The 25,816-nt window shown below is 65.4% G+C and carries 27 protein-coding genes; 8 read left to right on the forward strand and 19 right to left on the reverse strand.

What is annotated here, in order from left to right:
- Positions 1-569: 569 nt before the first annotated feature.
- A complete protein-coding gene (locus ACQR10_RS23715; protein ID WP_316218847.1) occupies positions 570-1,028 on the forward strand; it encodes a DUF1902 domain-containing protein in 459 nt (152 codons plus the stop codon).
- Here ACQR10_RS23715 and ACQR10_RS23720 read toward each other — a convergent pair.
- The 10 genes from ACQR10_RS23720 to argH form a co-directional block, all read right to left on the reverse strand.
- Positions 1,006-3,228, reverse strand: a complete 2,223-nt coding sequence (locus ACQR10_RS23720) for an SEC-C metal-binding domain-containing protein (RefSeq protein ID WP_316218846.1) — start codon at positions 3,226-3,228, stop codon at positions 1,006-1,008. The two genes, ACQR10_RS23715 and ACQR10_RS23720, sit on opposite strands and share 23 nt — an antisense overlap.
- 81 nt (positions 3,229-3,309) lie before the next feature.
- Complete coding sequence (locus tag ACQR10_RS23725; RefSeq protein WP_316218845.1) at positions 3,310-3,663, reverse strand: hypothetical protein; 354 nt, start codon at positions 3,661-3,663, stop codon at positions 3,310-3,312.
- Between the two features lie 248 nt (positions 3,664-3,911).
- Positions 3,912-4,313 carry a hypothetical protein gene (locus ACQR10_RS23730; protein ID WP_316218844.1) on the reverse strand — a complete coding sequence of 134 codons (402 nt, stop codon included), beginning with the start codon at positions 4,311-4,313 and terminating at the stop codon, positions 3,912-3,914.
- 81 nt (positions 4,314-4,394) lie between these two features.
- Positions 4,395-5,369, reverse strand: coding sequence for an N-acetyl-gamma-glutamyl-phosphate reductase (gene argC / locus ACQR10_RS23735; RefSeq protein WP_316218843.1), 975 nt, complete (start codon positions 5,367-5,369; stop codon positions 4,395-4,397).
- A gap of 50 nt (positions 5,370-5,419) precedes the next feature.
- Entirely contained in the window at positions 5,420-5,713 is a 294-nt protein-coding gene (locus ACQR10_RS23740) for a hypothetical protein (protein ID WP_315805689.1), read from the reverse strand.
- A 135-nt stretch (positions 5,714-5,848) separates the two neighbouring features.
- On the reverse strand, positions 5,849-6,172 hold the full coding sequence (locus ACQR10_RS23745; protein ID WP_316218841.1) for an addiction module antidote protein: 324 nt from the start codon (positions 6,170-6,172) through the stop codon (positions 5,849-5,851).
- Positions 6,173-6,174: 2 nt separating this feature from the next.
- Positions 6,175-6,471 carry a type II toxin-antitoxin system RelE/ParE family toxin gene (locus ACQR10_RS23750; RefSeq protein WP_316218840.1) on the reverse strand — a complete coding sequence of 99 codons (297 nt, stop codon included), beginning with the start codon at positions 6,469-6,471 and terminating at the stop codon, positions 6,175-6,177.
- Between the two features lie 275 nt (positions 6,472-6,746).
- A complete protein-coding gene (gene lysA / locus ACQR10_RS23755) occupies positions 6,747-8,012 on the reverse strand; it encodes a diaminopimelate decarboxylase (protein WP_316218839.1) in 1,266 nt (421 codons plus the stop codon).
- Positions 8,013-8,314: 302 nt separating this feature from the next.
- Entirely contained in the window at positions 8,315-8,608 is a 294-nt protein-coding gene (gene lptM, locus ACQR10_RS23760) for an LPS translocon maturation chaperone LptM (protein WP_316181243.1), read from the reverse strand.
- A gap of 96 nt (positions 8,609-8,704) precedes the next feature.
- The gene (gene argH / locus ACQR10_RS23765; RefSeq protein ID WP_316218838.1) at positions 8,705-10,096 is read right to left on the reverse strand and encodes an argininosuccinate lyase; all 1,392 of its coding nucleotides are present in this window, start codon (positions 10,094-10,096) and stop codon (positions 8,705-8,707) included.
- Between the two features lie 98 nt (positions 10,097-10,194).
- Between argH and tlpA the strand changes: the two genes are divergently transcribed.
- Positions 10,195-10,884 (forward strand): thiol:disulfide interchange protein TlpA, encoded by a 690-nt coding sequence (gene tlpA / locus ACQR10_RS23770; RefSeq protein ID WP_316218836.1) that lies wholly within the window; start codon positions 10,195-10,197, stop codon positions 10,882-10,884.
- Positions 10,885-11,073: 189 nt separating this feature from the next.
- Here the strand turns inward: tlpA and ACQR10_RS23775 are convergent, their stop codons facing one another.
- The 6 genes from ACQR10_RS23775 to ACQR10_RS23800 all read right to left on the reverse strand — a co-directional run bounded on the left by ACQR10_RS23775 (position 11,074) and on the right by ACQR10_RS23800 (position 14,952).
- Positions 11,074-11,271: a putative motility protein gene (locus ACQR10_RS23775; protein ID WP_315718145.1), complete on the reverse strand. Its 198-nt coding sequence runs from the start codon at positions 11,269-11,271 to the stop codon at positions 11,074-11,076.
- A gap of 79 nt (positions 11,272-11,350) precedes the next feature.
- A complete protein-coding gene (locus ACQR10_RS23780) occupies positions 11,351-12,229 on the reverse strand; it encodes a 3-hydroxybutyryl-CoA dehydrogenase (RefSeq protein ID WP_315718147.1) in 879 nt (292 codons plus the stop codon).
- A 99-nt stretch (positions 12,230-12,328) separates the two neighbouring features.
- Positions 12,329-13,273: an electron transfer flavoprotein subunit alpha/FixB family protein gene (locus ACQR10_RS23785; RefSeq protein ID WP_434912091.1), complete on the reverse strand. Its 945-nt coding sequence runs from the start codon at positions 13,271-13,273 to the stop codon at positions 12,329-12,331.
- A complete protein-coding gene (locus ACQR10_RS23790) occupies positions 13,273-14,022 on the reverse strand; it encodes an electron transfer flavoprotein subunit beta/FixA family protein (RefSeq protein WP_316237108.1) in 750 nt (249 codons plus the stop codon). Before ACQR10_RS23790 ends, ACQR10_RS23785 begins: the two co-directional genes overlap by 1 nt.
- Before the next feature lie 117 nt (positions 14,023-14,139).
- A complete protein-coding gene (locus ACQR10_RS23795) occupies positions 14,140-14,712 on the reverse strand; it encodes a cob(I)yrinic acid a,c-diamide adenosyltransferase (RefSeq protein ID WP_315805679.1) in 573 nt (190 codons plus the stop codon).
- A 45-nt stretch (positions 14,713-14,757) separates the two neighbouring features.
- A complete protein-coding gene (locus tag ACQR10_RS23800; protein ID WP_015664263.1) occupies positions 14,758-14,952 on the reverse strand; it encodes a twin transmembrane helix small protein in 195 nt (64 codons plus the stop codon).
- A gap of 130 nt (positions 14,953-15,082) precedes the next feature.
- Here ACQR10_RS23800 and ACQR10_RS23805 point away from each other — a divergent pair, with 130 nt between their 5' ends.
- Positions 15,083-15,976 carry a YihY/virulence factor BrkB family protein gene (locus tag ACQR10_RS23805; RefSeq protein WP_316217986.1) on the forward strand — a complete coding sequence of 298 codons (894 nt, stop codon included), beginning with the start codon at positions 15,083-15,085 and terminating at the stop codon, positions 15,974-15,976.
- Here ACQR10_RS23805 and ACQR10_RS23810 read toward each other — a convergent pair.
- Both ACQR10_RS23810 and gluQRS read right to left on the reverse strand, forming a co-directional pair.
- Complete coding sequence (locus tag ACQR10_RS23810) at positions 15,903-17,045, reverse strand: ATP-binding protein (protein ID WP_409998000.1); 1,143 nt, start codon at positions 17,043-17,045, stop codon at positions 15,903-15,905. The genes ACQR10_RS23805 and ACQR10_RS23810 overlap by 74 nt on opposite strands.
- 572 nt (positions 17,046-17,617) lie before the next feature.
- Positions 17,618-18,487, reverse strand: coding sequence for a tRNA glutamyl-Q(34) synthetase GluQRS (gene gluQRS / locus ACQR10_RS23815; protein ID WP_434912092.1), 870 nt, complete (start codon positions 18,485-18,487; stop codon positions 17,618-17,620).
- Between the two features lie 121 nt (positions 18,488-18,608).
- Here gluQRS and ACQR10_RS23820 point away from each other — a divergent pair, with 121 nt between their 5' ends.
- The 5 genes from ACQR10_RS23820 to ACQR10_RS23840 all read left to right on the forward strand — a co-directional run bounded on the left by ACQR10_RS23820 (position 18,609) and on the right by ACQR10_RS23840 (position 24,504).
- Positions 18,609-19,262, forward strand: coding sequence for a DNA-3-methyladenine glycosylase family protein (locus ACQR10_RS23820; RefSeq protein ID WP_434912093.1), 654 nt, complete (start codon positions 18,609-18,611; stop codon positions 19,260-19,262).
- A gap of 108 nt (positions 19,263-19,370) precedes the next feature.
- The gene (locus ACQR10_RS23825) at positions 19,371-20,462 is read left to right on the forward strand and encodes a DUF2855 family protein (protein WP_434912094.1); all 1,092 of its coding nucleotides are present in this window, start codon (positions 19,371-19,373) and stop codon (positions 20,460-20,462) included.
- Positions 20,463-20,537: 75 nt separating this feature from the next.
- Positions 20,538-21,512, forward strand: coding sequence for a peptidyl-alpha-hydroxyglycine alpha-amidating lyase family protein (locus ACQR10_RS23830; RefSeq protein ID WP_434912095.1), 975 nt, complete (start codon positions 20,538-20,540; stop codon positions 21,510-21,512).
- Between the two features lie 232 nt (positions 21,513-21,744).
- Entirely contained in the window at positions 21,745-22,302 is a 558-nt protein-coding gene (locus ACQR10_RS23835; RefSeq protein ID WP_042340571.1) for an HNH endonuclease, read from the forward strand.
- A 240-nt stretch (positions 22,303-22,542) separates the two neighbouring features.
- Entirely contained in the window at positions 22,543-24,504 is a 1,962-nt protein-coding gene (locus ACQR10_RS23840; protein WP_316217992.1) for a putative bifunctional diguanylate cyclase/phosphodiesterase, read from the forward strand.
- Positions 24,505-24,515: 11 nt separating this feature from the next.
- Here ACQR10_RS23840 and ACQR10_RS23845 read toward each other — a convergent pair whose 3' ends face one another.
- The gene (locus tag ACQR10_RS23845; RefSeq protein WP_410051449.1) at positions 24,516-25,793 is read right to left on the reverse strand and encodes an MgtC/SapB family protein; all 1,278 of its coding nucleotides are present in this window, start codon (positions 25,791-25,793) and stop codon (positions 24,516-24,518) included.
- Positions 25,794-25,816: the final 23 nt, after the last annotated feature.

Raw genomic sequence — 25,816 nt, forward strand, 5'->3', positions numbered from 1 at the left:
TCCCGCCACGCAGCATCAAACACTCCGCGGAGAAATCATCAGCAAGACGCGCCCCATCGCTCCCGCGACGCCATCCGCGCCCGAGTGATGCCCGACATCTCACCCTCCTCGAACAGAGGGCGCAGGGAAGACCGGGCGCCGGCCGGCGCCCATGGTCCGCGTGCAACAAAAAGCACGCGGCAGAACCACAGGCTCAGCCGAGATCACCCGGCCTTCCCTGCGCGATGGTGTTACGAATTATACGCGATCTCCCCGGGGATCGGCTTGTTGCCCCCGTCGCGGACGACACGTCATCGCCCACTTGGCATCAGCACCGGGATGCCAGAACCACGCGACTTCCTCGTCGCACCGGGATCGTTCGTCCGCGCGAGCAAGCCCGCGCTGCGTCCCCATGCGCCCACCGCATCCCGCACCCGACGTCCGTGACGATCGCGAAGCGCCCCCTCAGCGGGACGGGATGCCGAGAGTAGAGCATGATTTCGGATAAAGCGCAACAACAATCTTCGCTGCGGGGATGATTTTTCCAAGCGGCGCGCCACAACATGCATCGAACAGAGGAACACGCCGAGATGTCGACGATCGTCGTTCGCGCGACCTGGGACCGGGAAGCCAGCTATCGGGTCGCCGAAAGCCTGGACGTGCTGGGCCTCGCCACCGGCGCGGCGACGCTCAAAGAACTGGCCGCCAAGCTTCCCGGCATCATCCAGGACCTGCTCGAAAGCCCCGACAACTCCGATCTCGCCGAGACCGAAATCCCCATTGAGATCATCGCCTCCATCACGACAAAGGTTCGCGGCTACCGAAGCATGAAGAGCTTCCTATCACTGCGCGAAGCGGCTGCGAATTTGTTGAGGCCGCGGCGAGGCGCCCAACTGGCCGTAGCCACCCAATGTATGCTCTGTATTGAACTTCATTTGTGTCCTGTCGTTGCGCTCTCGATACTTGAGCCCCGCCATTCTAGCTGTTCTAGAACAGCCAAACATGACAGCGACAGTCGACTTACCGCTATACTAAGCAGCACTTCTTGAATTTCCTACCGCTGCCGCAGTAGCAGGGCTCGTTTCGACCGATTTTAGTGCCATCCGGCGCGCGTCGAGAAGACATCGGCTTACTGGGGCCTCGACCATCTCTAAGTGCCATTCCCTGCGTCAGAACATCAAGCTCAGCATCCTGCCTCCAAGGGAACCGCAACGCGATACTAAACTTCGGCAAACTATCCGCTTCACGGATAACAAAACCGAACCATTGTCCAGCTTCGTGCAAATACTTGCGACGTCGGCAATGGTCAGCGAGGACCTCAACCGCGTCGCGAGGCGGAGCGTTACTGCAATGAACTGTAAGTCCGCTACTGCCAGTTTCGAATACGAGGGTGAAATCATGACGTTGACCATCGAGTCGTGTACGGCGAGCTACATCCTTCAGCCCATGCTCCAATTGATCTATTGTCGCTCCATCGAGATCGAGCAGCAGGAAGCCAAGATCTATGAGATCGGGATCGGCCTCGTGCTCAATTTTCTCAACTATCCGGCCAACAATCGTGCCGTTTAGTTTTGTCAGGACACCATCGGGCGTGGCAGAACCCGGAACTCCTTCTCGACGGACGGTCATGGCAGTATCCAAGTGCATTGAACACTCGTCCGCGATCATCGCCAAGTTAGTACGATCATCAAACCAGAGATTCTGGCTAAGATGGTAGCCCAAAATTGCGAGCTCATTGGTTCCATGGACACGCTCGGCATAACGCGTACGCCGGTTGATGTAACTCAAAAAACGCAGGGGACTTGCCAGCATCTCGGTTAGAACGTCGATCAGAAAGACGTCGGCGACAAGTGGAGCTTGGATAATATTATCCTGCTCATAATTGAGAAAACTACGAGCCTGGACGGTAAGAACGGGGTAATGATCGGATACCGCACATATGATGTAGATCTCTGTCAAATCTGGAATTGACAGTCTCGTCCTATTCTCATTCACAAACTCCAGGTCTGACCTGACGAGCGACTTCGCGCATAACAAGCCCTGGTCATAGGCATCCTGCACTGCCTTTCGAAAGTCGTCGCGCAAAGCTTGATCGTTGCCCTTGCGAGACTCCAAGGTCATCTTCTTGGATTTGCATTGGACAATGACAGCTCTGTCGCCAAACAGGACGAGCACGTCAATTTCAGACAACCGATCGCGTCGTCCATCGATATTCACATTACAGTGGACGTTGTCTGAGCCGAAAGATGCTCGAAGCCGCTTTGCGACGAAACGCTCGGTAAAGGATCCACGATGGGCAGACGCCTTCGCGCGGTAGGCTTTATCTGCAACCATCCAATAGAACGGAGAGTCGTAGAGCGACTCCAGAATCGCATAGACGTTCAATGCGATATAAGCTCCCTCCGGCTGGGCGATAATTGGACATGCTGCAGCCAAATTGAACGCACTAAGCGACGTGAAATCAGCATTAGCCGGAGCATAGACACTAAGGGCGGCAAGCACCGCCCTGACCGTATCGGCTGGCAGATCGACCTGAGAAGCTATCTCCTCCGCTGTAAACATAAAAGCGGATAGCAACGCCGTGAACGACGGGCTATTCGGATCTAATCCTGACAGCGCACCACGGATCTTTTTACTTTGTAAGTCCGAAATACCTTTAGCAACGAATTGCGCATCCTTCATGGCAAAGCGTTTGTGCGCAAGCAACCACGCTTCATCTGCAGCGTAGCGGTCGATCGCCATCTCGCGATATTGAAAGCTGTAAGCGGAATCGCCGCCATAGAATATAGGTTCTCTAAGAACATCGGCACGCGTAAAAGGAGAAGAAGATGGGCCTTCCCTGCGGGTCTTTGCCGAATTGATGACCGCCTCCCACATCGGTTGTCCGAGCCTTTTGTGGAGTTCGGCCAGAAGCTCGGCCGTGCGGTCGAACAAGGCCTGGACCTCCAAGGCACCAGGCTCGCTCGTATCAATCGGTTGACGAATCAATAGCCCTAGCAACGTCGAAAACTCAGTTCGAACCGTCCGCCCAGGAGCATAGGAAGATGCTAGAGCATTACCGTCCAGCTCGTTCTCGAATGCTACATAGTTATCTCTTAGGGACATCCAGGCGAGCGCATGAACGAAACCAGGCCGGATGCAAAGCTCCGCGAGATCTTGGAAAATGTCTAGTTCGGCACGAGGAGTGCATAGACCCATGTGCGTATCCTTTGGTGCGCCTTGCGCAAACATAGGTATCGAGGCTTTCATCTTTAATTTGCTAGCGGGCCGAGTCAAAGCGTCAGGCAGATCGAACCAACAGCATGCAGTGTCATCACTGATCCTTACCTATCAAGCCTTCGGCTGAAAGAGCAGACCTGCAGCCCTCTCCCAACGAAGGATGCGCCGCGCATACCTTGCTTCGGTCTGCGGCAGCCCGCGATCTTCCATCGCGACGATCGCCGCATGGATGATACGCGAGTCCTCACCGGCAGCCTCGTTGAGCCACACGATCATCCTGCCGTTACTGAGATGGTTGTAGGCCCATTGCGCGTCATCAACAGCACTCTTTCGGTCATAGTAGCCGGGCGTAAGATACTCGCTCAACCACGCAAGCCACTGTTTACGGAAGCTGACCTGACCATTCGGCCGCGGCAGTCCATCGGAGAGTGGCGTTCGGGCCGACAAACCTTCAATCACCGCCATCAGTTGTACTATCGTGTACAAGGGATTCATCCGGTCTCGCGCAAAGGGGAGGGAGCTTCACCGACCATCACTCTACTCAGCTGCCAACGCTGCTTCGCGAGGCTCAATGCATCCTGCGGACCCTCGACATCATTCTAGATCCAATCTCGCCGCCGGCGTCTAGATTCACAATGGCAGCGCACTCAACTTCCGCAACCTTGACCGAAATCACGGGCAACGTCATGGTTGTTGGCATGCGAGGACCTTGATCATCCGGGCGATGCATTCCCTGGCGATTTTGCGGATACGGCAATTTCGTGCGGCAAACTGGCTTCAACGATGCCGCCCGTCCACGCCATTCCGTGGTGGGCTCCGCGCCAGTGCTGCCCTCTTCCCTCCGCTCGAAGCAGAAAGGTAAAGGAAAATCCACCTTCCGTAGCCGCGTCTTCTCTACTGCAGGGTTCCACCGCGATAACGAGTCCGCCGACTTCAGAGGGAGAATTCTTATTTGCCGGGTGGAGATATATCCGGCCGCCGACGAGTTCTTGTGGGTCGTCGCGCTTGTGAAGCGCCCAACACTTAGAGGTGTAGACGTCTTTTTCGATCTTTGAGTGAGTTAGATTGCGCAGCGAGATGCCTTCACGACGGCAGATTATGTGAATAGCTTTCATCTTGCTCCCTGCTCCCGTCCATCGTCAGCCTCGCAATTGAATTAACCTCTGTTTCGATTGCAACCCTCGTCGCCCTCGACTTCACGGCCAAACCGGCGCCCCCTCCAGTCCCGCCGTCTCCGGCAGCCCGCACATCAAATTCGCATTCTGCACCGCCTGCCCGGCGGCGCCCTTGCCGAGATTGTCGACGACGCCGAGCGCCATCACCAGATTGCGGTCGGGGTCGGCGGCGTAGCTGACGAAGGCGAGGTTGGAGCCGGTGGCCCATTTGGTCTGCGGCGGCGTGTCGGTGACGCGGACGAAGGCGCTGTCACGATAGAAGCGGCGGGCGGCGTCGAGGCACTGCGCCGTGGTGGCGCGGCCGCGGGCGTAGATGGTGGCGAGGATGCCGCGGGTCATCGGCACCAGATGCGGCGTGAACACGAGGCCTGTGGCGCTGCCGCCGCTGAGGCGCGCGATGCTGCTCTCGATCTCGGGCATGTGGACGTGCTTGAGCAGGCCGTAGGGGATCAGGTTCTCGTTGCTCTCGGCGTAGCCGAATTTGCTGTCGCCGCCGCGGCCGGCGCCGGAGATGCCGGTCTTGGCGTCGATCACGATGTTCTCGGGCGAGATCAGCTTCTCGGCCAGCAGCGGCGCCAGCGGGGTCAGCGCCGCAGCCGGGAAGCAGCCGGGATTGGCGATGCGGGTCTGGCCCGCGACCTCGCTCGGCCAGACGTCGGCGAGGCCGTAGGTCCAGCCGTCGGCGTAGCGGTGGTCGCCGCCGATGTCGACGATCTTCACGTGGCCCGGCACGCGCGCCAGCGCCTCGCGCGAGGCGCCGGTGGGGAGCGAGGCCATGAGCACGTCGAGCGGCGGCAGGCGCGCGGGGTCCCACTTCTCGATCACGAGATCGGCGAGCTTTGCGGGCACGCCGGGGAAGCGCTCCGCCAGAAGCTGGCCGGCGCTGCCCTCGCCCGCGGCGTAGACCAGCTCGAACGCCGGATGCCCCGCGACCAGGCGCATCGCCTCGCCGCCGCCAAAACCGGAGATACCGACGATGCCGACGCGAATGCTCATGGGTGGGGGTCCTGATGCTTGCTCAAGGGAGAATTTCGGGAGCGCGACGCTTACTCTGAATGCGACGCCCATTTCGATCGTGTTGAATTGAGAATGGGCCTCATTTCATCATTGATATCAGCCGCAGATGAATGTCCGTCCGGGAAGACTTCAAGCGCGCCGACGGTGCTGGCCTCGGGCAGCGGCAAGAAGAACGCCTCACGCATATAGGCAATCGCGTAGAGGCGAAAGTTGGTATCGAGGGCATCCAGGTGGCGACCGATCATCATCACGAGCTGCGATGCGGGAGCGCCGACCTCGGCTGCGTTGCGCAGCGCTCGAACCAGGGTCGGATCGAGGTTCATCCTGTTGTTTCCGGTTTTTGGACGCGCACGAAACCTAAGGGAGTTGCTGGGCCCCTGTGTGAAACTCACGACTGCCTGCTGCCGTTCGTCTCCATCAGTCCGAGCGGCAGCGAAAATTTCTTGCAGTCACTGGGGTCACCGCGACGCCGCGGCTTTCGTCTTCGGCTTGGCGCGGGCCGGCTCGGCCGTCAACCGGATTCCCATTGCGGTGATGATCCGCAGGACGGTCGCGAACTCCGGGTTGCCGTTCTCGCCGAGCGTCTTGTAGAGCCCTTCCCTGGTCACGCCGGCGGCCTTGGCGACCTGGCTCATGCCCTGCGCGCGGGCGACGAGGTTGAGCGCGTCCCGGACCTCGGCGGGATCGCCGTCGGCGAGCACGAGGTTGAGATACTCGGCGCGGGCGGCCGGGGTGCGGAGGTGCTCAGCGGCGTCGAATGTCTTGAGCTTGCTGATTTTCATCCTCAGTCCTCCAATGTCGCCGCGAGGTCGTGGGCCTTCTTGATGTCCTTGTCCTGGGTCCGCTTGTCGCCGCCGCAGAGCAGGATCACGACGGTCTTGCCGCGCCTCGTGAAATAGACGCGATAGCCGGGGCCGTAGTCGACGCGTAGCTCGCTGACCGCACCGCCGACCGACTTGGCGTCGCCGAAGTTTCCCGCGGCCACCCGGCTGATCCGCCGGACGATGTGCAAACGGGCGCGCTGATCGCTCAACGCAGCCAGCCAACGCGAGAAGCCGGGCGTTTCGCGAACGTCGACCATGCGGGGAGTGTAATCTATGGATTACAAAGACGCAAGTACACGATGTGCGAGGCTGGACTAGGCAATCGCGGCAGAACGGCTGCTAATGAGTTACTCCGTCATGCCCGGGCTTGTCCCGCCTGCGCGGCCGTAGCCGCTTCGGCGCGGCGAAGGCCCGGGCATCCACGTCGTTCCCAGGATGCCGTACGACGTGGATGGCCGGGACAGGCCCGGCCATGACGATGGTGGAGACGGATGAGCGTGACCGCGCGAGCTGCGTGCGCCTCAGCCTGCCCTCACAGCCACGGCGCGGGCGTGTCCATCGCGATCAGCTGCTCGACCTCGATGCGCGGGCGGATCACGGCGGACTGGTCGCCCTTGACCAGCACCTCGGGGACGAGCGCGCGGGTGTTGTAGGTGCAGGCCTGCACGGCGCCGTAGGCGCCCGCGGTCATGATGGCGAGGAGGTCGCCGGGCTTGGGCTCGGGCAGCGCGCGGTCGAGCGCGAGGTAGTCGCCGCTCTCGCAGACCGGGCCGACGACGTCGGCCACGAAGGCGGGCGCGTTCGGCGCGGCCTGCTTCACGGGCAGGATGTCGTGATGGGCCTCGTACAAAGTCGGGCGGATCAGGTCGTTCATCGCGGCGTCGATGATGACGAAGTTCTTGGCCTCGCCGTGCTTCACATAGATCACCTTGGCGACCAGGATGCCGGCATTGCCGACGATCATGCGGCCCGGCTCGAACATCAGCGTGCAGCCGAGATTGTGGCTGACGCGCTTGACCATCGCGGCATAGGCGGCGGGCTCCGGCGGCACGGCGCGGTCCATGTGATAGGGGATGCCGAGGCCGCCGCCGAAATCGACATGGGAGATGTCGTGGCCGTCGGCGCGCAGGGTCTGCACGAACTCGGTGAGGATGCGGAACGCGGTCTCCATCGGGCCGAGATCGGTGATCTGGCTGCCGATATGGACGTCGACGCCGGTGACCTTGATGCCCTTCATCTTCGCCGCGCGGGCGTAGACCTTGCGGGCGTGCTCCAGCGGAATGCCGAACTTGTTCTCCGACTTGCCGGTCGAGATCTTGGCATGCGTGCCGGCATCGACGTCGGGATTGACGCGCACGGAGATGCGGGCGGTGTGGCCGGTCTCGACGGCGAGGCGCGCCAGCAGATCGAGCTCGGGCTCGGACTCGATGTTGAGGCAGTGGATGTCGGCCGCGAGCGCGGCGCGCAGCTCGGCCTCGGTCTTGCCGACGCCGGAGAACACGATTTTGCGCGACGGGATGCCGGCGGCCAGCGCGCGCTTCAGCTCGCCGCCGGAGACGACGTCGGCGCCGGCGCCGAGCTTGGCCAAGGTGCGCAGCACCGACTGGTTGGAGTTGGCCTTCATCGCGTAGCAGATCAGCACGTCCTGGCCGGCAAAGGCGTCGGCGAACACGCGGTAGTGCCGCTCCAGGGTGGCGGTGGAGTAGCAGTAGAACGGGGTGCCGACGCGGTCGGCGAGGTCAGAGAGATTGACGTCCTCGGCGTGCAGCACGCCGTCGCGGTAGTCGAAATGGTTCATGGGTCGGGTCCGCGCGCGGGGCTGCGAGATTGAGTGATTGTGGCGGCGAATTGCCGGGAAATGGGTGGGATTGTCAATTGAGGTGCCACCCTCCCCTCGAGGAGGGGGAGGGGCGATCGCCCGCGGAGTTCGCTTGTGGCCGGCTATCTCTCCGGCGTCATGCCCGGGCTTGACCCGGGCATCCACGTCCGTCCCAGGATGCCACACCACGTGGATGGCCGGGTCAAGCCCGGCCATGACGGTGGAATTAGGCGGGCTCGATCTCGGATGCCCAGCTGGTCAGTTGAGGAAGGCCGCAGCCGCTATTTGCTGTCGAGCAGCGGGTCGAGAATGAAGGGCTTCTTCTGGCCGCGGGTGGCGGCGGGGGCGGCATCAGCGCCGTAGCCGGAGTTGAACAGGCCGGGCTTGTTGGCGGCGTCCGTCGCGGTGTCGGTGGGCGCGGCGGACATCTGCGGCGCCGGCGGGGAGTTGGCCGGCAGGTCCAACGGGCCCTTGCGGCCGCAGGCGGCCAGCAGAAGGGCTGTGGCGCCCAGGACGAGGACGACCCGGGCGGCGGAGGTTGGACGGCGAGCGCGATTCACGTGTGAAATCCCCATGCGGGCGGCACCATACAGAGATTGAACCGGCCTGACGAGTGCGGGAGTGCCACGCCAGGACGATCAAATTGCGGCGATCAAATTTCGGACCGAGCCCTACTTCCGCTGTTTTTCCAGCCGCTTCAGCCAGGCCTTGGCCTGGGAGGCCACGTTCTTCGGGGCGGTGCCGCCGAAGCTGGTGCGGCTCTTCGCCGAGGACTCGACCGAGAGCACGCCGAGCACGTCGGCCGTGATCTTGGGCTCGACCTCCTGCATCGCCGTCAGCGGCAGCTCGTGCAGCGCCACGCCCTGCCTGGCGGCGAGCGCGACGATGCGCCCCGTGACGTGATGGGCCTCGCGGAACGGCATCTTCAGGGTGCGCACCAGCCAGTCGGCCAGGTCCGTGGCGGTGGCATAGCCCTCGCCGGCGGCGGCCTTCATGCGGGCCTCGTCCGGCACCAGGTCGAGCGCCATGCCGGTCATGGCCCGGATCGCAAGCGACAGCGCCGCGAACGCCTCCATCGCGCCCTGCTTATCCTCCTGCATGTCCTTCTGATAGGCGAGCGGCAGGCCCTTCATGACGATCAGCAGCGCGTTCAGCGCGCCGATGACGCGGCCGGTCTTGGCGCGGACGAGCTCGGCGGCGTCCGGATTGCGCTTCTGCGGCATGATCGAGGAGCCGGTCGTGAACTTGTCCGACAGCTTGATCAGGCCGACCAGCGGCGAGGTCCAGATCACGATCTCCTCGGCGAAGCGCGACAGGTGCACGGCGCAGATCGAGGCGGCCGACAAGGTCTCCAGCACGAAGTCGCGGTCGGACACGGCGTCGAGCGAATTGGCCATCGGGCGGTCGAAGCCGAGCGCTTCCGCCGTGGCGTGGCGGTCGATCGGAAACGAGGTGCCGGCGAGCGCGGCAGCGCCCAGCGGGGATTCGTTGAGGCGCTTGCGGGCGTCGAGGAAGCGGCCGCGGTCGCGCCCGGCCATCTCGACATAGGCGAGCAGATGGTGGCCGAAGGTGACCGGCTGGGCGGTCTGCAGATGGGTGAAGCCGGGCATCACCGTGCCGGCATGGTCGAGCGCGCGGGAGGCGAGCGCGTGCTGGTAGGCGGCGAGCGCCGCGTCGATGTCGTCGATGGTGTCGCGGACGAACAGGCGGAAGTCGGTCGCGACCTGGTCGTTGCGCGAGCGCGCGGTGTGCAGGCGGCCGGCGGCGGGGCCGATCAGCTCGGACAGCCGGCTCTCGACATTCATGTGAATGTCTTCGAGCGCCCGCTTGAACTCGAACGAACCCTTGGTGATCTCTGACAAAATCGTGTCTAGACCCTTCCCGATATTTTTCGCATCACCCGCGGTGATGATGCCCTGGGCGGCGAGCATGGCGGCGTGCGCCTTGGAAGCGGCGATATCCTGCGCGTAAAGGTGGCGATCGACGTCGATCGAGACGTTGATGTCCTCCATGATCTCGTCGGGACGCTCCGAGAACCGTCCGCCCCACATCGTGTTGCTCATGCCTGAACCGCTTCCAAGACCTTGCTGACCGCCACGGGATGGGACAAACCGTCCGGACTCCCGACATTCGCGCCTCTGATAGCCGCAACCGACCCGAGATGACAAACGATAAGCCGGATACGTCCCCTGCCCGCCCCGCTTCCTCGCGGCGAACGCTGCTCGCGGCCGGTGCCGTGGCGGTGGTCGCCGTGGCCGGCATCGCCGCGGCGACCTTTGGCGGATTGCTCAGGGGACGGCCAGCGGGCGACCAGGCCTGTCAGGCGGCGGTCGCCACCGCCAAGCGGATCTCGCCGCTGATCAAGGGCGAGGTGGCGGCGCTGACGGCGGCCACCGTGCCGCTGCGACTGCCGGACCTCGCCTTCGAGGACGGCACGGGGGCAGCGAGGAAGCTGTCGGATTTCCGCGGCAAGACGGTGCTATTGAACCTGTGGGCGACCTGGTGCGTGCCCTGCCGCAAGGAGATGCCGGCGCTGGACGGGCTGCAGGCCAAGCTCGGCGGCGACGCCTTCCAGGTGGTCGCGGTCAACATCGACACCCGCGATCCGGAGAAGCCCAAGGCGTTCCTGAGCGACGCCAAGCTGACCCGGCTGGCCTATTTCAGCGACCCGAAGGCCAAGGTGTTCCAGGATCTGAAGGCGGTCGGCCGCGCGCTCGGCATGCCGACCTCGGTGCTGGTCGATGCCCAGGGCTGCGAGATCGCGACCATCGCGGGACCTGCCGAGTGGGACAGCTCCGACGCGGTCAAGCTGATCCAGGCGGCGACGACGAAGACAGCGGCGGGGCTCTGACACTCAGCGTTTTGCAGGAAGCTATTTCCAGGCCGTCATGGCCGGGCTTGTCCCGGCCATCCACGTCGGCCGGCATGCGCAGAACCGCGTGGATGCCCGGGACAAGCCCGGGCATGACGAGTGATCGATTGGCGGGAGGCGGGCCCTTCATTTCCGGCCGGTGGGGACCAGACCGACGGCCCGTCCCGCTCAGGCGGCGATGTTGAGGTTGCCGCCGACGCCGGGGCCGGCATTGGCGAGCGACAATGTCTGCTGAGCGCCGCCGAGCAGCGTCAGCACCGCGTCCTTCTGGGCATTCAGGTTCTGCTTCAGCACCGACGTCGCGACCTGCTGCTGTGTCGCACTCGCCTGCTGCGCCATGACCGCAGCCACCAAGCTCATGTCCATACGCGTACAACCTCTCGTTACGGCGAGGTTAAGCCGTGTCCCTTAACGAAGCGTATCGATGGCGCCCGCGGCGGTAAAATCAGCGGGTCGGCACCGGCTTGGGGCCGCGATAATCGTAGAAGCCGCGCTGCGTCTTGCGGCCGAGCCAGCCGGCCTCGACATATTTCACCAGCAGCGGGCACGGCCGGTATTTGGAATCCGCCAGCCCCTCGTGCAGCACCTGCATGATGGAGAGACAGGTATCCAGGCCGATGAAATCGGCCAGCTCCAGCGGGCCCATCGGATGGTGCGCGCCGAGCTTCATCGCCGCGTCGATCGCCTCGACGTTCCCGACGCCCTCATACAGCGTGTAGATCGCCTCGTTGATCATCGGCAGCAGCACGCGGTTGACGATGAAGGCCGGAAAATCCTCGGAGACGGCGACCTGCTTGCCGAGCCGGCCGACGAACTCCTTGGCCGCCTCGAAGGTGGCGTCGTCGGTGGCGATGCCGCGGATCAGCTCGACCAGCTCCATCAGCGGAACCGGGTTCATGAAATGAATGCCGATGAAGCGCTCAGGGCGGTCGGTGCAGGCGGCGAGCCGGGTGATGGAGATCGACGAGGTGTTGGAGGCGATGATCGCCTCCGGCTTCAGCACCGCGCAGAGATCGTGGAAGATCTTGCGCTTGACGTCCTCCTTCTCGATCGCGGTCTCGATGACGAGATCGCAATCGGCGAGGCCATCGAGAGTTTCGCTGATCGAGATATGGCCGAGCGCCTGATTGCGGGCGTCCTCGGAGATCACCTTCTTCGCGACCTGGCGGGTCAGATTGCCGTTGATGGTCGCCATGCCCGATTTCAACCGATCGGCGGTGACGTCGTTGAGCACCACGTCGAGCCCGGCCAGCGCGGCAACGTGCGCGATGCCGTTGCCCATCTGTCCTGCGCCGATCACTCCGAGCTTGTTGATCTGAGCCATGTTGTCATCCACCCGAACGGCACGCCTGCTGCGCCCGTCCATGCCCTTGGAAGTGAGAACACCGGCCGCCGCGGTCCCATGCGGCCGGTGTCTTGAGCGTTACTTGCCGAGCTTGGCGAGCGCGTCGGTCAGCTCGGGAACCGCCTGGTAGAGATCCGCCACCAGGCCGTAGTCGGCCACCTGGAAGATCGGCGCGTCCTCGTCCTTGTTGATCGCGACGATCACCTTGGAGTCCTTCATGCCGGCCAGATGCTGAATGGCGCCTGAAATGCCGACCGCCACATACAGTTCCGGCGCGACGACCTTGCCGGTCTGGCCGACCTGCCAGTCGTTCGGCGCATAGCCGGCATCGACCGCGGCGCGCGAGGCGCCGACGCCGGCGCCGAGCTTGTCGGCGAGCGGCTCGATGTACTTGGCGAAGTTCTCGCGGCTCTGCATCGCGCGGCCGCCGGAGACGATGATCTTGGCCGAGGTCAGCTCGGGACGATCGCTCTTGGCGACCTCCTCGCCGACGAAGCTCGACAGCGCCGGATCACCGGCCGCCGCCACGCTCTCCACCGACGCGCTGCCACCTTCGCCCGCGGCTGCGAACGTGGAGGTGCGCACGGTGATGACCTTCTTGGCGTCCTTCGACTTCACGGTCTGGATCGCGTTGCCGGCATAGATCGGCCGCTCGAACGTGTCGGGCGCCACGACCTTGATGATCTCCGACACCTGCATCACGTCGAGCAAAGCGGCGATGCGCGGCATCACGTTCTTGAAGCGCGAGGTCGCCGGCGCGACGATCGCGTCGTAGTTCGCGGCGAGCTTGACCACGAGATCCGCGAGCGGCTCGGCGAGATCATGCGCATAGGCAGCATCGTCGGCGAGCAGCACCTTCTTGACGCCGGCGAGCTTGGCGGCGGCGTCGGCCGCGCCCTTGGCGCCCTGACCCGCGACCAGCACGTCGACATCGGCGCCGAGGGCTGCAGCCGCCGTCAGCGCCTTGTTGGTCGCGTCCTTGATCGCGGCATTGTCGTGTTCGGCAATCAGCAGCGTGGCCATCAGAGCACCCCCGCCTCGGTCTTGAGTTTGTTGACGAGCTCGGCGACGTCCTTGACCTTGACGCCGGCCTTGCGGCCCGCGGGCTCAGCGGTCTTGATCACCTCGAGCCGCGGCGTGAGATCGACGCCGGTGTCGGCGGCGGTCTTCTCGGCGATCGGCTTCTTCTTCGCCTTCATGATGTTCGGCAGCGACGCGTAGCGCGGCTCGTTGAGGCGGAGATCGGTGGTGACGATCGCCGGTCCCTTCAGCTTCACGGTCTGCAGGCCGCCATCGACCTCGCGGGTAACCTTGAAGTCGGACCCTTCGACCTCGAGCTTGGAGGCGAAGGTCGCCTGCGCCCAGCCGAGCAGCGCCGCCAGCATCTGGCCAGTCTGGTTGCTATCGTCGTCGATCGCCTGCTTGCCGAGGATGATCAGGCCAGGCTGCTCTTCCTGGGCGACCGCCTTGAGGATCTTGGCGACTGCGAGCGGCTCGACATTGCCTTCGGCCTTGACCAGGATGCCGCGGTCGGCGCCCATCGCGAGCGCGGTGCGGATCGTCTCCGAGGCCTGCGCGGGCCCGATCGAGACCACCACCACCTCGGTCGCCTTGCCGGCTTCCTTCAGCCGCAGCGCTTCCTCGACGGCGATCTCGTCGAACGGATTCATCGACATCTTGACGTTGGCGAGTTCAACGCCCGATCCATCGCTCTTGACGCGGACCTTGACGTTGTAATCGACCACCCGCTTGACCGGCACCAGAACCTTCATCGATCCTCTTTCGCTCTAAATTGTCCGGGGTTGACCTTTCGGGCGCGGAACCTAAAGCGCCCATCCCCCCCGGTCAACGCGCGACGGGCGAAAAAAGCAGGCCCGCACGCCCCCGGGTTAACGGTTTTGCCCCGGCACCCACAACACGTCGCCGGCGCCGTTCCGGTTCGCCGCCCTGCTGGCGACGAACAGGAAATCCGACAGCCGGTTCATATAACGAATGGCGGCCTCGCTGACCGGCTCGTCCGGCTTGCCGGCGAGTTCCGTCATGATCCGTTCCGCCCTGCGGCAAATGGTACGCGCCACATGCAGATGCGCCGCCGCCGCGGTCCCTCCGGGCAGCACGAACGAGGTCAACGGCGCGAGCCGCTCGTTCAGTGTGTCGATGTCGCGCTCCAGACGGTCGACCTGGCTGGCGACGACGCGCAGCCGCTCCGCCTTGCCCTCGCGCTGCGGCACCGCGAGATCGGCGCCGAGGTCGAACAGATCGTTCTGGATCAGGCCGAGCATCGCATCGATTTCGGGCGCATCAGCCAGATGCAGCCGGACCACGCCGATCGCGGCGTTGGTCTCGTCCACGGTTCCATAGGCGGAGACGCGCAGATCGTATTTGGGACGCCGCTCGCCATTGCCGAGCGCGGTCGTGCCGTCGTCACCGGTCCGCGTGTAGATGCGATTCAGGACCACCATGCTGCGTTCTCAACGTCCGTTTCTCGACGCCTCGGCGTCTCGGTCTCAGCGCCCCATCGCCCAGATCGCCGCCATGGCAATGACGACCGCGACGAACTGCAGGATCACCCGCCAGCGCATCAGCTTCTGCGACAGGTTGGGCGAGCCGCCCCGCGTCATGTTGACGAGGCCGAGAAACAGCACCAGCGCGACCGCGCCGACGGCGATGGGAAGGATGAATTTACCGAGAAGTGAAGCCATTCGGGCTAGATAACACCGCAGACGCAGGAGCGCCATGCCGGATCGGACCGCCAGAGGCCGCAACTTCTGGCTTTTGGGCCCGTAATATCGGATTGTACAAATCACATCGTTTCGCGGAGTGCAGGAACAGGTGAAGGCGCTTCGCTACATCTTCCACGTCGTCATGGACGCGTTCTACACCTTCCTCGCCGACGACGGCTGGGCGATCGCCAGCCATATCGCGCTGTCAACCCTGATGGCGCTGTTTCCGTTTCTGATCGTCCTGACCTCGCTCGCCGGCTTTCTCGGCTCCAAGGATCTGGCCGACCAGGCTGCCACCCTGATGCTGCAGACCTGGCCGGCCCAGGTCGCGGATGCGCTGACCGGCGAGATCCACGACGTGCTGACCACGACCCGGACCGACGCGCTGACCATCGGCGCCGTGCTCGCGGTCTATTTCGCCTCGAACGGCGTCGAGGCGCTGCGGGTCGCGCTCAACCGCGCCTATGGCGTGATCGAGCAGCGCCGCTGGTACTGGCTGCGGCTGGAATCGATCGGCTACACCCTGGTCGCCGCGATCACGGCGCTGGCGATGTCGTTCCTGATCGTGCTCGGGCCGCTGATGCTGGCCACCGCCCGGCGCTACCTGCCGCTTGCGGTCGAAGCCAACGAGCGCTTCGTCAACCTGTCGCGCTACGGCATCACCATCAGCGCGCTGATCGTGGCGCTGTTCATCCTGCATGCCTGGCTGCCGGCGGGCCGGCGCAGCTTCATGCAGATCATGCCCGGCATCGTCTTCACCTTCGTCGCCTCGCTGGTGTCGGGCATCGTGTTCGGCCAGTATCTGGCGCGGTTCGCCAACAACTACGTCACGATGTATGCGGGGCTCGCATCGGTGATCATCGCGCTGGTGTTCCTGTATTTCATCGCCGCGATCTTCGTGTATGGCGGCGAGTTGAACGCCTCGATCATCAAGTCGCGGCTGCCGCGCGGCGTGTCGCTCCAAGAAGCGCAGTCGCTAGTGCCCGCGGCGAAACGGGCTTGAGCAGGAACGCGTCGGCGCCGGCGGCGCGCGAGGCCGCCTCGTCCTCGCCGCGTCCGGAGACGCCGATGATCGGGATCGTGCCGTGGGGCGCATCCAGCTTGCGGATACGGGCAATCGCCTCGACACCATTGATGCCGGGCAGCACCATGTCCATCAGCACCGCATCGTAGCTGCCGGCCATGATCCGCTCCGGTGCGGCCTCGCCGCGGCCGATGAACTCCGCCTGGTGGCCGAGCTCGTTGAGGATCGTGTTGAGCACCACGCGGCCGAACGGATTGTCCTCGACGCCGAGGATGCGCAAGGGCCGCGTCGGCCCCAGGGTGACGCCATCTTCCGAGCCGCCCGCCGTGGTGTGCGGCGCGGCCGCCACGGTCAGCGCCACGGTCAGCGTGAAGGTCGTGCCGCCGCCTTCATGCGGCGCCACCGCGACGTCGCCGCCCATGGCGCGCGCGATTTGCCGAACCGAGGACAGGCCGAGGCCGGCGCCCCCGAAGCGCGAGGCGATCGAGACATTGGCCTGGCTGAACGGGCGGAACAGCCGCTTGATCTCCTGCAGGGTCAGGCCGATGCCGGAATCGGAAACACGGAAGGCGACCGCGACCTTGCCCTTGGCGGCGCGCCTGATCGGCCTGCCGCGCCCGGCCTTGCCGGCCAGCGCGATGTCCAGCGCCACGCCCCCCTGCTCGGTGAACTTCACCGCATTATCGATCAGATTTTCGAGTGCGGCGCGTAGCCGCACGGGGTCACCGACGACGAGCCCCGGCAAATCGTCGGAGACACGGACCTTGGCCTCCAGCCCCTTGGCGGCGGCGCGGCCGGACAGCGAGTCCCCGGCGGCGCGCGCCAGCACGCGCAGGTCGAACAGATCCTCGCGCAGCAGCGTCCCCGCGGTCTCCTGCTTGGCGGCATCGACGAACAGGGTCGCCAGGCTCGACAGATGCTCCGCGCCGGCCTTGATGGTGTCGACCCAGCGCCGCTCGCGCTCGCCGAGTTCGGATGTGGCGAGCAGGTCGCTGATGGCGAGAATGCCTGTCAGCGGCGTGCGGACCTCGTGGGCGAACACCGCCAAGGCGGCTTCGACGACTCCCGCACCTGGTCCGCCAGGCCCGAACGCCGCGCCTTTCGCCGAGACGGGCTTGGCTGATCCAGGTTTGGCTGATCCAGGTTTTGCTGATCCGGCTTTGGCCGTGCTGCGCCGGCTCCCCGCCATCGCCGTGACCTGAGGAACGTGCTTCTTGAGCGGTCGCGCCTTGGCGCGCTCCTTGACCGGCGGCGCCTTCGCGGCGGGCGTCTTCGGCTTCCCTGCTTTGGACGAGACCTTCGACGGCGCCATTCCAGAGGGCGTCTTTCCACCGGCCGGCCTCGACGCCGCGGCGGGCCTGGGCGCAGCCGGCTTGGCCGGTCGGGCCCGGCGCCCCGTACTCATGTTCCGAACGCGCTTCATCATGGCCCCTGTGACATGAACTCCGAAAAACGAAGGGGCACTTCTACTGTCATGTCTCGTCGTGCCGCTTTCGATTGAAGCTCCCGATTACCCGCGCCATCGAGCAGCATGGCACGGTCGTTTCCGGGTGTCACGATGCCCCGGAGGTTGTCCCCGCCGGAAACGTGGGAAGACATCGGGCTTGCGGCAGGACGCGGCTAGACCATGCCGATCCTGTGTCGGATTTCCGCCGGCGAGACGCCTTCCGCGCGCAAGGCGCGCAATCCCGTCGCCTGGGTGGACTTGGACAGCTTGTGGCCCTGTGCGTCGCGAATCAGTTGGTGATGCCGATAGGCCGGCGCCGGCAGGCCGAGCAGGACCTGCAGCAGCCGGTGGACGCTGGTGGCATGAAACAGGTCCTGGCCGCGCACCACCTCGGTCACCCCTTGCAGGGCGTCGTCGATCACGACGGACAGGTGATAGCTGGTCGGTGTCTCCTTGCGCGCCAGAACCACATCCCCCCACGCCTCCGGCCTTGCTTCGACCCTGCCGCTCTCGCCCGAAGGCCCGGCGCCGTGCTCGTCCCAGGCCAGCCGGCCCACGCGCGCGATCGCCGCGGCCATGTCCAGCCGCAAGGCACAGGGCACGCCGCCGGCCATCAGCTCCGCACGTCGCGCTTCGGAAAGCGAGGTCGCCGTCCCCGGATAGAGCGGCGCCCCGTCGGGGTCGCCCGGCCAGGCCCCGTCCGCATCCCGCCGCGCGACCAGCCGCGCGATCTCGGCCCGGCTCTCGAAGCTCGGATAGACGAGCCCCATGCCCTGCAGCCGCTCCAGCGCAGCGCGGTACTCGGCAAGGTGCTCCGATTGCCGCCGCACCGGCTGCTCCCAGGTGATGCCGAGCCAGGCGAGGTCTTCATAGATCGCCTGCTCGAACTCCGGCCGGCACCGGGTGGGGTCAATGTCCTCGATGCGCAGCAGCAAGCGGCCGCCGCTCTGCTGCGCGCATTGGACGTTCAACAGCGCCGAATAGGCGTGGCCGAGATGCAGATAGCCATTCGGACTGGGGGCAAATCGGAAAACGGGTGGCATGACATCTTGTCATTGCCGGACTTGAGCTGGCGCGATCCGACAATCATCCTTCAATTACGTTCGATCCGAGATGGATGCGCGGGTCAAGCCCGCGCATGACGACGCAGAAAGCTTTAGACACATGACCCTCCATCTCGACAGCCAGGACATTCTCGAGGACGCGGTCCGCGAGCTGGTGAAGCAGGACAACCGCCTCGCTCCGATCCTCGCCGCCACCGGCATGCCGGCGTTGCGGCGGCGGGAGCCGGGCTTTGCCGGGATCGCGCACATCGTCTGCGGGCAGCAATTGTCGACCGCGAGCGCGGCGGCGATCTGGGGCCGGCTGCAGGCGGCGTTCGATCCGTTCGATGCCGACGCGATCCGCCGCGCCCGTGCCGACCGGCTCGGCCGGCTTGGGCTCTCGGCCGCCAAGATCAAGACGCTGAAGCACATTGCGGGCGAGCTTGCCGCGGAACGGCTCAACCTCGATGTGCTGGCCAATGAGGACGCCGACGCCGCGCATGCCACCCTCACCGCGCTGCCCGGCATCGGGCCGTGGACAGCCGACGTCTACCTGCTGTTCTGCCTTGGCCATGGCGATGCCTGGCCGGCCGGCGACCTCGCCGTGCAGGAGGCCGTCAAGGTCGGGCTCGGCCTTGCGACGCGGCCGACGGCGAAGCAGATGATGCCGCTTGCAGAAGGCTGGCGGCCGCTGCGCGGCGCGGCCGCGCATCTGTGGTGGAGCTATTACCGCGTGCTCAAGAAACGCGAGGGCGTCATCACGCAGGCGAACTAACAACTTCGGTGAACGCCGTTTCAAACAAAGTTGAGGTTGCAAAACGGTCATCGATGTCGGCCAGGATCGCACCACGACGCACATCATCGCATGGCCGGGGTCTTCATCATGCAATCGTCCGATTTCATCGTCGCACGCAGCGATCTGCAGCAGTGCCAGACGATCGTCACCGAGCTTCCCGGCAGCGACGCGCTTCCGGCCGAGGCGCTGCTGGTCAAGGTAGACCGCTTCGCCTTCACCGCCAACAACATCACCTATGCCCTGCTCGGCGAGCAGTTGAAATATTGGCAACTGTTTCCTGCGCCCGGCGGCTTCGGCATCATCCCCGTGTGGGGCTTCGGCGACGTGATCGCCTCTCGCCATCCTGCCGTGGCGGAAGGCGAGCGCCTGTTCGGCTACTTCCCGATAGCGACGCATCTCGTCATCGAGGCCGCCGATGTGAGCAAGCGCGGCCTGCGCGACGCGGCCGCACACCGCCAGGGCGTCGCGCCGGTCTACAACGCCTATGCGCGGGTCGGCGACGATCCGGCGTTCGCCGGACGGCAAGGCGACTATCAGGCTTTGCTGCGCCCGCTGTTCATGCTCTCGTTCCTGGTCGACGACTTCCTCGCCGAACAGGCGCATTTCGGCGCCACGACCGTCATCCTGTCCTCGGCCTCGAGCAAGACCGCGTTCGGCCTCGCGCACCTCTTGCATACGCGGCGCCAGGGCATCCGCGTGATCGGGCTGACCTCGCCGTCGCATGCGGCCTTCGTCCGCTCGCTCGGCTGCTATGACGAGGTGGTGACCTACGATGCGGTCGACAGGTTCGACGCGGGGACGAGCGCGGCCTTCGTCGACATGGCCGGCAATGCCAGTCTGCGCGCCGCGCTGCATCGACGCTACGGCGACAACCTGGTCTATTCCGGCCGCGTCGGGCTGACGCATCAGGACGTCATCGACGACGCAGACGCGCTTCCCGGTGCCCGGCCCACCTGGTTCTTCGCGCCCGACCAGATCAGGAAGCGCGCCAGGGAATGGGGACCCGGCGGCATCGAAAAGCGGCTCGGCGCGGCGTGGCAGGACTTTTCCCCGCGGCTCGACGGCTGGCTGACGATCGTGGATGGACGCGGTCCCGACGCGGTGCAGCGGATCTATCTCGACACGCTGCAAGGACGCATTCCGCCGGATCAGGGGCACATGCTGACAATGACGGCATGAGGCGCTTTCCGCCGGGTGCCGGTCGCGTGTAGCCTTGCGGCAGCTCAGATCAGGCGAATTCCCGGAGGCTGCTTCATGTCCATCACTCTCGGCTCCGGCGAGCACAGCTATCGCGTCGTCAAGGGCTGGGCCAAGCTGCCCGACGGCTGGGCGCTGACCGACGTCGCCTCGGTTGCCGTCGACAGCAAGGACCGCGTCTACGCCTTCAATCGCGGAGCCCATCCGATGATCGTGTTCGACCGCGACGGCAATTTCATCAGGAGTTTTGGCGAGGGGCTGTTCAGCCGCGCCCACGGCCTGTCGATCGACGCCGACGACAATCTCTACTGCACCGACGATGGTGATCACACCGTGCGCAAATGTACGCCCGAGGGCAAGGTGCTGCTGACCATCGGCCTGCCGGAGCGTCCGACGCCCTTCATGAGCGGCGAACCATTCAACCGCTGCACCCACACCGCGCTGTCGCCATCCGGCGAGATCTACGTCTCCGACGGCTACGGCAATGCGCGGGTCCACAAATACACGCCGGACGGCAAGCTCATCAGGAGTTGGGGCGAGCCCGGCTCCGATCCCGGCCAGTTCAACATCGTTCACAACATTGCGACCGATGCCGACGGCTTCGTCTATGTCGCGGACCGCGAGAACCACCGCATCCAGATCTTCGACGGCGACGGGCGCTACGAGACGCAGTGGAACAATCTGCATCGGCCCTGCGCGCTGTGCGCCTGCGGCGCCGGGCGCAAGACCTTCATCATCGGCGAGCTCGGTCCGGGCATGCCGGTCAACCTCAACGTTCCCAACCTCGGACCGCGGCTGACCATCACCGACGCCACCGGCCGGCGCATCGCCCGGCTCGGCGGCGAGCATGGCCCGGGCCTGGAAACCGGGCGTTTCCTGGCGCCGCACGGCCTCGCGATCGACAGCCGCGGCGACATCTATGTCGGCGAGGTCGGCGTCACCAATTGGAGCACGAGCTTTCCGGACCGGCCGATGCCGGACGAGGTCAGGATCCATCGCTGTCTGCAGAAGCTGGAGCGCGTCCCTGGCTGACCTTGGCCACCAGCGGATGCTGGCCCCGGCCGAGGACATGCAACTGATTTGCAGTGCAGCGGCTGAGCGCTCTGCCACGGTTCTGACGCGCTTTGACCGCAGCTCGAAAGGCGGGAGAAGCCAGGTCAAACCATGTGTCAAGCCATTCTTGGGGCTTCACAATCCCGTCACGCTGCATGTAGTATGTCAGGGCATGCTGCTTCGCAGCCGTTATGGAGGCCAGGAGCGTTACTTGAACGCACATGTCTCGCAAGGCGGTTGGCCGGTGTTGGTGCTGAACGCGGACTTCCGGCCGCTGAGTTATTACCCGCTGTCTCTCTGGTCGTGGCAGGACGCGATCAAGGCGGTGTTCCTCGATCGCGTCAATATCGTCGAGTACTACGACCGCGCGATCCGAAGTCCATCCTTCGAGATCCAGCTGCCCAGCGTGGTTTCGCTGAAATCCTTCGTGAAGCCGTCGACGCATCCGGCCTTCACCCGCTTCAACGTCTTCCTCCGCGACCGTTTCGCCTGCCAGTACTGCCACTCCGGCGACGACCTGACCTTCGATCACGTCATTCCCCGCAGCAAGGGCGGCCAGACCACCTGGGAGAACGTCGTCGCCGCCTGCTCGCCCTGCAATCTGCGCAAGGGCAATCTGACGCCGCAGCAGGCCAAGATGTTCCCCAAGCAGGCGCCCTATGCGCCGACCGTCCACCAGCTCCATCGCAACGGCCGGCTGTTCCCGCCGAACTACCTGCATGATAGCTGGCTCGACTATCTCTATTGGGACACCGAGCTCGATCCGTAGCAGATCGGCACGTCGTCGGAGCTGGTGCGGACGTCGCCCTGGGCGCAGCGACGCTTTGGCTGTTGCCCGCGCATGCCCCGCCGCCCGATCCGCTGGCCGAATGGCGCGGCCGTCCGGCGGTATAATGGACTGGATTAACCCCGCCTTAGGCCCCTGTTCAGCATGATCGCGCGTTGCCGCGTGGGCCCCATCATGGCTGCCCGCTTCCGTCATTGTTCGAGCAGGCTGTCCGTTCCGCGCATGCAGACCGCAATCCCCGAGTGCAAGGCGGCGGCGCTCGCGAAAGCCCAGGCGGCGAGCTCGCTGCAGAACATTTCCCTGACCCTGTTTGCCAACGTGGCGATCGCAACCTCGCTGGCGCTGCTGCTGTATCTCAGGGAGGGCGGCACCCTCATCTTCGGCTGGCTGGGCGCCGCCATCGTTTTCGCCGCATTCCGCGCCGGATGGGTGTCGTACCTGAAGGCATCCGGACGGATCGAGCGCGATGCACAGCGCGTGCTGCGCAATCTCACCATCATGGCCTTCGCCAGCGGCGTGCTGTGGGCGATCGTCCCGATCGCGCTGCCGGCCTTCTCCCGCGCGCACAACGTCAACGACGTCGTCTTCATCATGGCCGGCACCACCACCGGCGCCATCATCCAGAGTCTCGCTTATTCGCCGATGGCGATCGCCTTCGGCGCGCCACTCATGGGCGCGACCGTGCTGCGGATGCTGATCTCGGGCAGCGACGTCGACTACGTCGTCGCGGCCGACGTCGCGTTCCTGACCTTCATGCTGTTCCGCGCCTCGCGGCTCGGCGAGCGCAACTTCATCGCGAGCCAGAATACCGCCATCGAGGCGACGGTGCTCGCGGAGTCGGTGGCCGAGGCCAATCACGCCCTGGAGCGTCTGGTTCGCACGGACTCGCTCACCGGGCTCGCCAATCGCAGTCACTTCCGCAGTGTGGCCGCCGCGGCGTGCCGTTCCGGACGCGGGGTCGCATTCCTCCTGATCGACGTCGACAACTTCAAGACCATCAACGACGCGCGCGGCCACGATGCCGGCGACCGGGTCATTCAGGCCATCGCCGCGCTGCTGCAATCCGCCTGCCGCGGTGAGGATCTGCCGGTCCGCCTGGGCGGCGACGAGTTCGTCGTCGTCATGCAGGGCGACGATGTGGCGAGCCGATCCGTCGCACTCGCCGAATGGCTGATGGCCGCCCTCGCGCAGCCGCTCGCGATCGCGGGCCAGTTGCTGCCCGTCAGCTGCTCGATCGGCATCGCGACGCAAGCGGAAGGCCCGATCGATCTGGAAGAGCTCTCCGCCCGCGCCGACGTCGCGCTCTACCGCGCCAAGGACGACGGCCGCGCCTGCATGCGCGTGTTCGACGCCAAGATGCAGTCCGAGCTGACACTGCAGCGCCGGCTCGACGCCGAGCTGCCGGCGGCGCTGGCCCGCCGCGAGCTCCACGTCGAATTCCAGCCTCAGGTGGCGATGGCGACCCAGGAGGTCATCGGCTTCGAGGCGCTGCTGCGCTGGAAGCATCCGAGCGCCGGATTGATCCCGCCGCCGGACATCGTGTCCGCGGCGATCCGGTTGCGCCTGTCCGGCCAGCTCACGGAGTTCGTGGGCGAGCGCGTCTGCGCGTTCCTGCGCGCGCTCGACCGCAAGAAGGCGCACGGCATCCGGGTGTCGATCAACGTCTCGCCGCGCGAATTCCCGCTTCACTCGCCGGCGCAGACCCTGAAGACCGTCTCCGAGCGCTACGGCGTCGATCCGCACCGGATCGAGATCGAGGTGACCGAAGAGGCGATGTTCGATCCCAGGCGCTGCGCCGACGAATTGAAGCTGATCGACCAATATGGCTTCGGTCTTGCGATCGACGATTTCGGCGTCGGCCATTCCTCGATCGCCAACCTGATGGCGGTCGAGATCGACACCATCAAGATCGACCGCTCCTTCATCCACGGCATCGCCGCCAACCGACGGGATCAGCAGCTCGTCGCCGCCATCACCGCGGTGGCGCTGCCGCTCGGCCACCGCATGATCGCCGAGGGCGTCGAGAGCGAACAGGATGCCGAGTGCCTTCGCATGCTCGGCTGTTCCTACGGACAGGGCTGGCTGTACGGCAAGCCGATGAAGGAGGACGACGCGATCGCGTGGCTCGTCCAGCATCGCAGCGGTGCTGCTGCCGCGGTCGAGCCCTTGCCGCGCAGCGCGTAGGCGCGGCGCGCTCACGGAAGGACCAGCATCTGCGCAAGGCCCGGACCGAAGGCGCCGGCCCATGCGGCGGCAATCACGAGGATGAGTCCGGGAACGAGGCGCAGGGCGAAGGACGACCCGCCGCTGGTCCACGCCACCACGATCTTGCTGATCGTGTTCGCCGACAGCGCCGCCAGCACCGGCGCCACGGCATCGGCGGCGCCGATCTTGCCCGACGCGGCAAGCGTGGCCGCAGCCACCGCCGGCGCATGGGTGTCGACCAAGCCGGCGACGGCGGCGCTCGCCACCAGGCCGGCTTCGCCGAACGCCTCGCGCAACGCGGCCGAGAGCACCAGCACCGCCGAGATCGTCAGCGCCAGCAGCAGCGCGCCCGGCAGGCTGAAGGCGCGCCCCGTCGGCAGGTCGGCGGCGCCGCTCTGCCGCAGCCCGGCGATCGTGAAGATCGCACCATAGACCGCCGCCGCCGCGCCGGCACAGAGCAGCGGAATCAGCAGCGCGTGCAACGCCGGCAGGCTGGTGACGGCCAGCACCGCGGCGAGCTGGGCGATGGTCGCGACCGTCGACAATGCCGCGCCCGCGGCGGCGGCACCGCCAAGTTCCGGAGCCTTGCGCGCCCGCGCGCCCATCGCGCCGATCGTGGCGGTGCTGGAGACGAAGCCCGAGGCGAAGCCGGACACCGCGAGCCCGCCGCGGGCGCCGAGCAGACGCATCGAGATATGCCCGGCGGCGCCGATGGCCATCATCAGCACCACGAGCGTCCAGATGCCGCGCAGGTTGAGCGCCCCGAACGGACCGATCGGCTGATCCGGAAGCAGGGGCAGCACGACCAGCGTCGCCGCGGCAAAGATCAGGCCGTCCTTGAGCTCGCTCTCGCTGAGCACCGAACGGACGAAATCGTGCAGCATCGGCCGCGCCGCGAGCAGCACCGCCAGCACGACGGCGACGCCGGCCGCCAGCGCGGGACGCTCGGTGGCGAGGCCGCCGAGCAGGACGGTCAGGATCAGCGCCGCCTCCGAGGTCAGTCCCGGATCGTCGCTGCGCGAGCGCCAATAGGCGATCGCCGTCAGGACCATGATTCCAGCGGTGACGACGGCCAGCAGCAGCTTGCCGCCGATCAGCATGCCGATCGCGCCGGCCAGCGACGCCACGGCAAAGGTCCGCAACCCCGCGGACGAGCGACCGGGTCCCTCGCCCTTGCGCCGCTCGCGCTCGAGACCGATCAGCAATCCGATGCCGAGTGCGACGACGATCGCGATGATCTCGGGGCTGAGGCTCATGACATCCGGCATCGCCATCGTCCTGAATCACACCT

Source organism: Bradyrhizobium sp. HKCCYLRH2060 (genome assembly GCF_051168135.1).
Lineage (GTDB): Bacteria > Pseudomonadota > Alphaproteobacteria > Rhizobiales > Xanthobacteraceae > Bradyrhizobium.

Bases quoted from the DNA above. Each gene is read 5' to 3' on its own strand.
- ACQR10_RS23715 (WP_316218847.1), top strand. From the start codon at position 570: ATGTCGACGATCGTCGTTCGCGCGACCTGGGACCGGGAAGCCAGCTAT.
- ACQR10_RS23720 (WP_316218846.1), bottom strand. From the start codon at position 3,228: ATGAAAGCCTCGATACCTATGTTTGCGCAAGGCGCACCAAAGGATACG.
- ACQR10_RS23725 (WP_316218845.1), bottom strand. From the start codon at position 3,663: ATGGCGGTGATTGAAGGTTTGTCGGCCCGAACGCCACTCTCCGATGGA.
- ACQR10_RS23730 (WP_316218844.1), bottom strand. From the start codon at position 4,313: ATGAAAGCTATTCACATAATCTGCCGTCGTGAAGGCATCTCGCTGCGC.
- argC (WP_316218843.1), bottom strand. From the start codon at position 5,369: ATGAGCATTCGCGTCGGCATCGTCGGTATCTCCGGTTTTGGCGGCGGC.
- ACQR10_RS23740 (WP_315805689.1), bottom strand. From the start codon at position 5,713: ATGAACCTCGATCCGACCCTGGTTCGAGCGCTGCGCAACGCAGCCGAG.
- ACQR10_RS23745 (WP_316218841.1), bottom strand. From the start codon at position 6,172: ATGAAAATCAGCAAGCTCAAGACATTCGACGCCGCTGAGCACCTCCGC.
- ACQR10_RS23750 (WP_316218840.1), bottom strand. From the start codon at position 6,471: ATGGTCGACGTTCGCGAAACGCCCGGCTTCTCGCGTTGGCTGGCTGCG.
- lysA (WP_316218839.1), bottom strand. From the start codon at position 8,012: ATGAACCATTTCGACTACCGCGACGGCGTGCTGCACGCCGAGGACGTC.
- lptM (WP_316181243.1), bottom strand. From the start codon at position 8,608: ATGGGGATTTCACACGTGAATCGCGCTCGCCGTCCAACCTCCGCCGCC.
- argH (WP_316218838.1), bottom strand. From the start codon at position 10,096: ATGAGCAACACGATGTGGGGCGGACGGTTCTCGGAGCGTCCCGACGAG.
- tlpA (WP_316218836.1), top strand. From the start codon at position 10,195: ATGACAAACGATAAGCCGGATACGTCCCCTGCCCGCCCCGCTTCCTCG.
- ACQR10_RS23775 (WP_315718145.1), bottom strand. From the start codon at position 11,271: ATGGACATGAGCTTGGTGGCTGCGGTCATGGCGCAGCAGGCGAGTGCG.
- ACQR10_RS23780 (WP_315718147.1), bottom strand. From the start codon at position 12,229: ATGGCTCAGATCAACAAGCTCGGAGTGATCGGCGCAGGACAGATGGGC.
- ACQR10_RS23785 (WP_434912091.1), bottom strand. From the start codon at position 13,273: ATGGCCACGCTGCTGATTGCCGAACACGACAATGCCGCGATCAAGGAC.
- ACQR10_RS23790 (WP_316237108.1), bottom strand. From the start codon at position 14,022: ATGAAGGTTCTGGTGCCGGTCAAGCGGGTGGTCGATTACAACGTCAAG.
- ACQR10_RS23795 (WP_315805679.1), bottom strand. From the start codon at position 14,712: ATGGTGGTCCTGAATCGCATCTACACGCGGACCGGTGACGACGGCACG.
- ACQR10_RS23800 (WP_015664263.1), bottom strand. From the start codon at position 14,952: ATGGCTTCACTTCTCGGTAAATTCATCCTTCCCATCGCCGTCGGCGCG.
- gluQRS (WP_434912092.1), bottom strand. From the start codon at position 18,487: ATGCCACCCGTTTTCCGATTTGCCCCCAGTCCGAATGGCTATCTGCAT.
- ACQR10_RS23820 (WP_434912093.1), top strand. From the start codon at position 18,609: ATGACCCTCCATCTCGACAGCCAGGACATTCTCGAGGACGCGGTCCGC.
- ACQR10_RS23825 (WP_434912094.1), top strand. From the start codon at position 19,371: ATGCAATCGTCCGATTTCATCGTCGCACGCAGCGATCTGCAGCAGTGC.
- ACQR10_RS23830 (WP_434912095.1), top strand. From the start codon at position 20,538: ATGTCCATCACTCTCGGCTCCGGCGAGCACAGCTATCGCGTCGTCAAG.
- ACQR10_RS23840 (WP_316217992.1), top strand. From the start codon at position 22,543: ATGCAGACCGCAATCCCCGAGTGCAAGGCGGCGGCGCTCGCGAAAGCC.
- ACQR10_RS23845 (WP_410051449.1), bottom strand. From the start codon at position 25,793: ATGCCGGATGTCATGAGCCTCAGCCCCGAGATCATCGCGATCGTCGTC.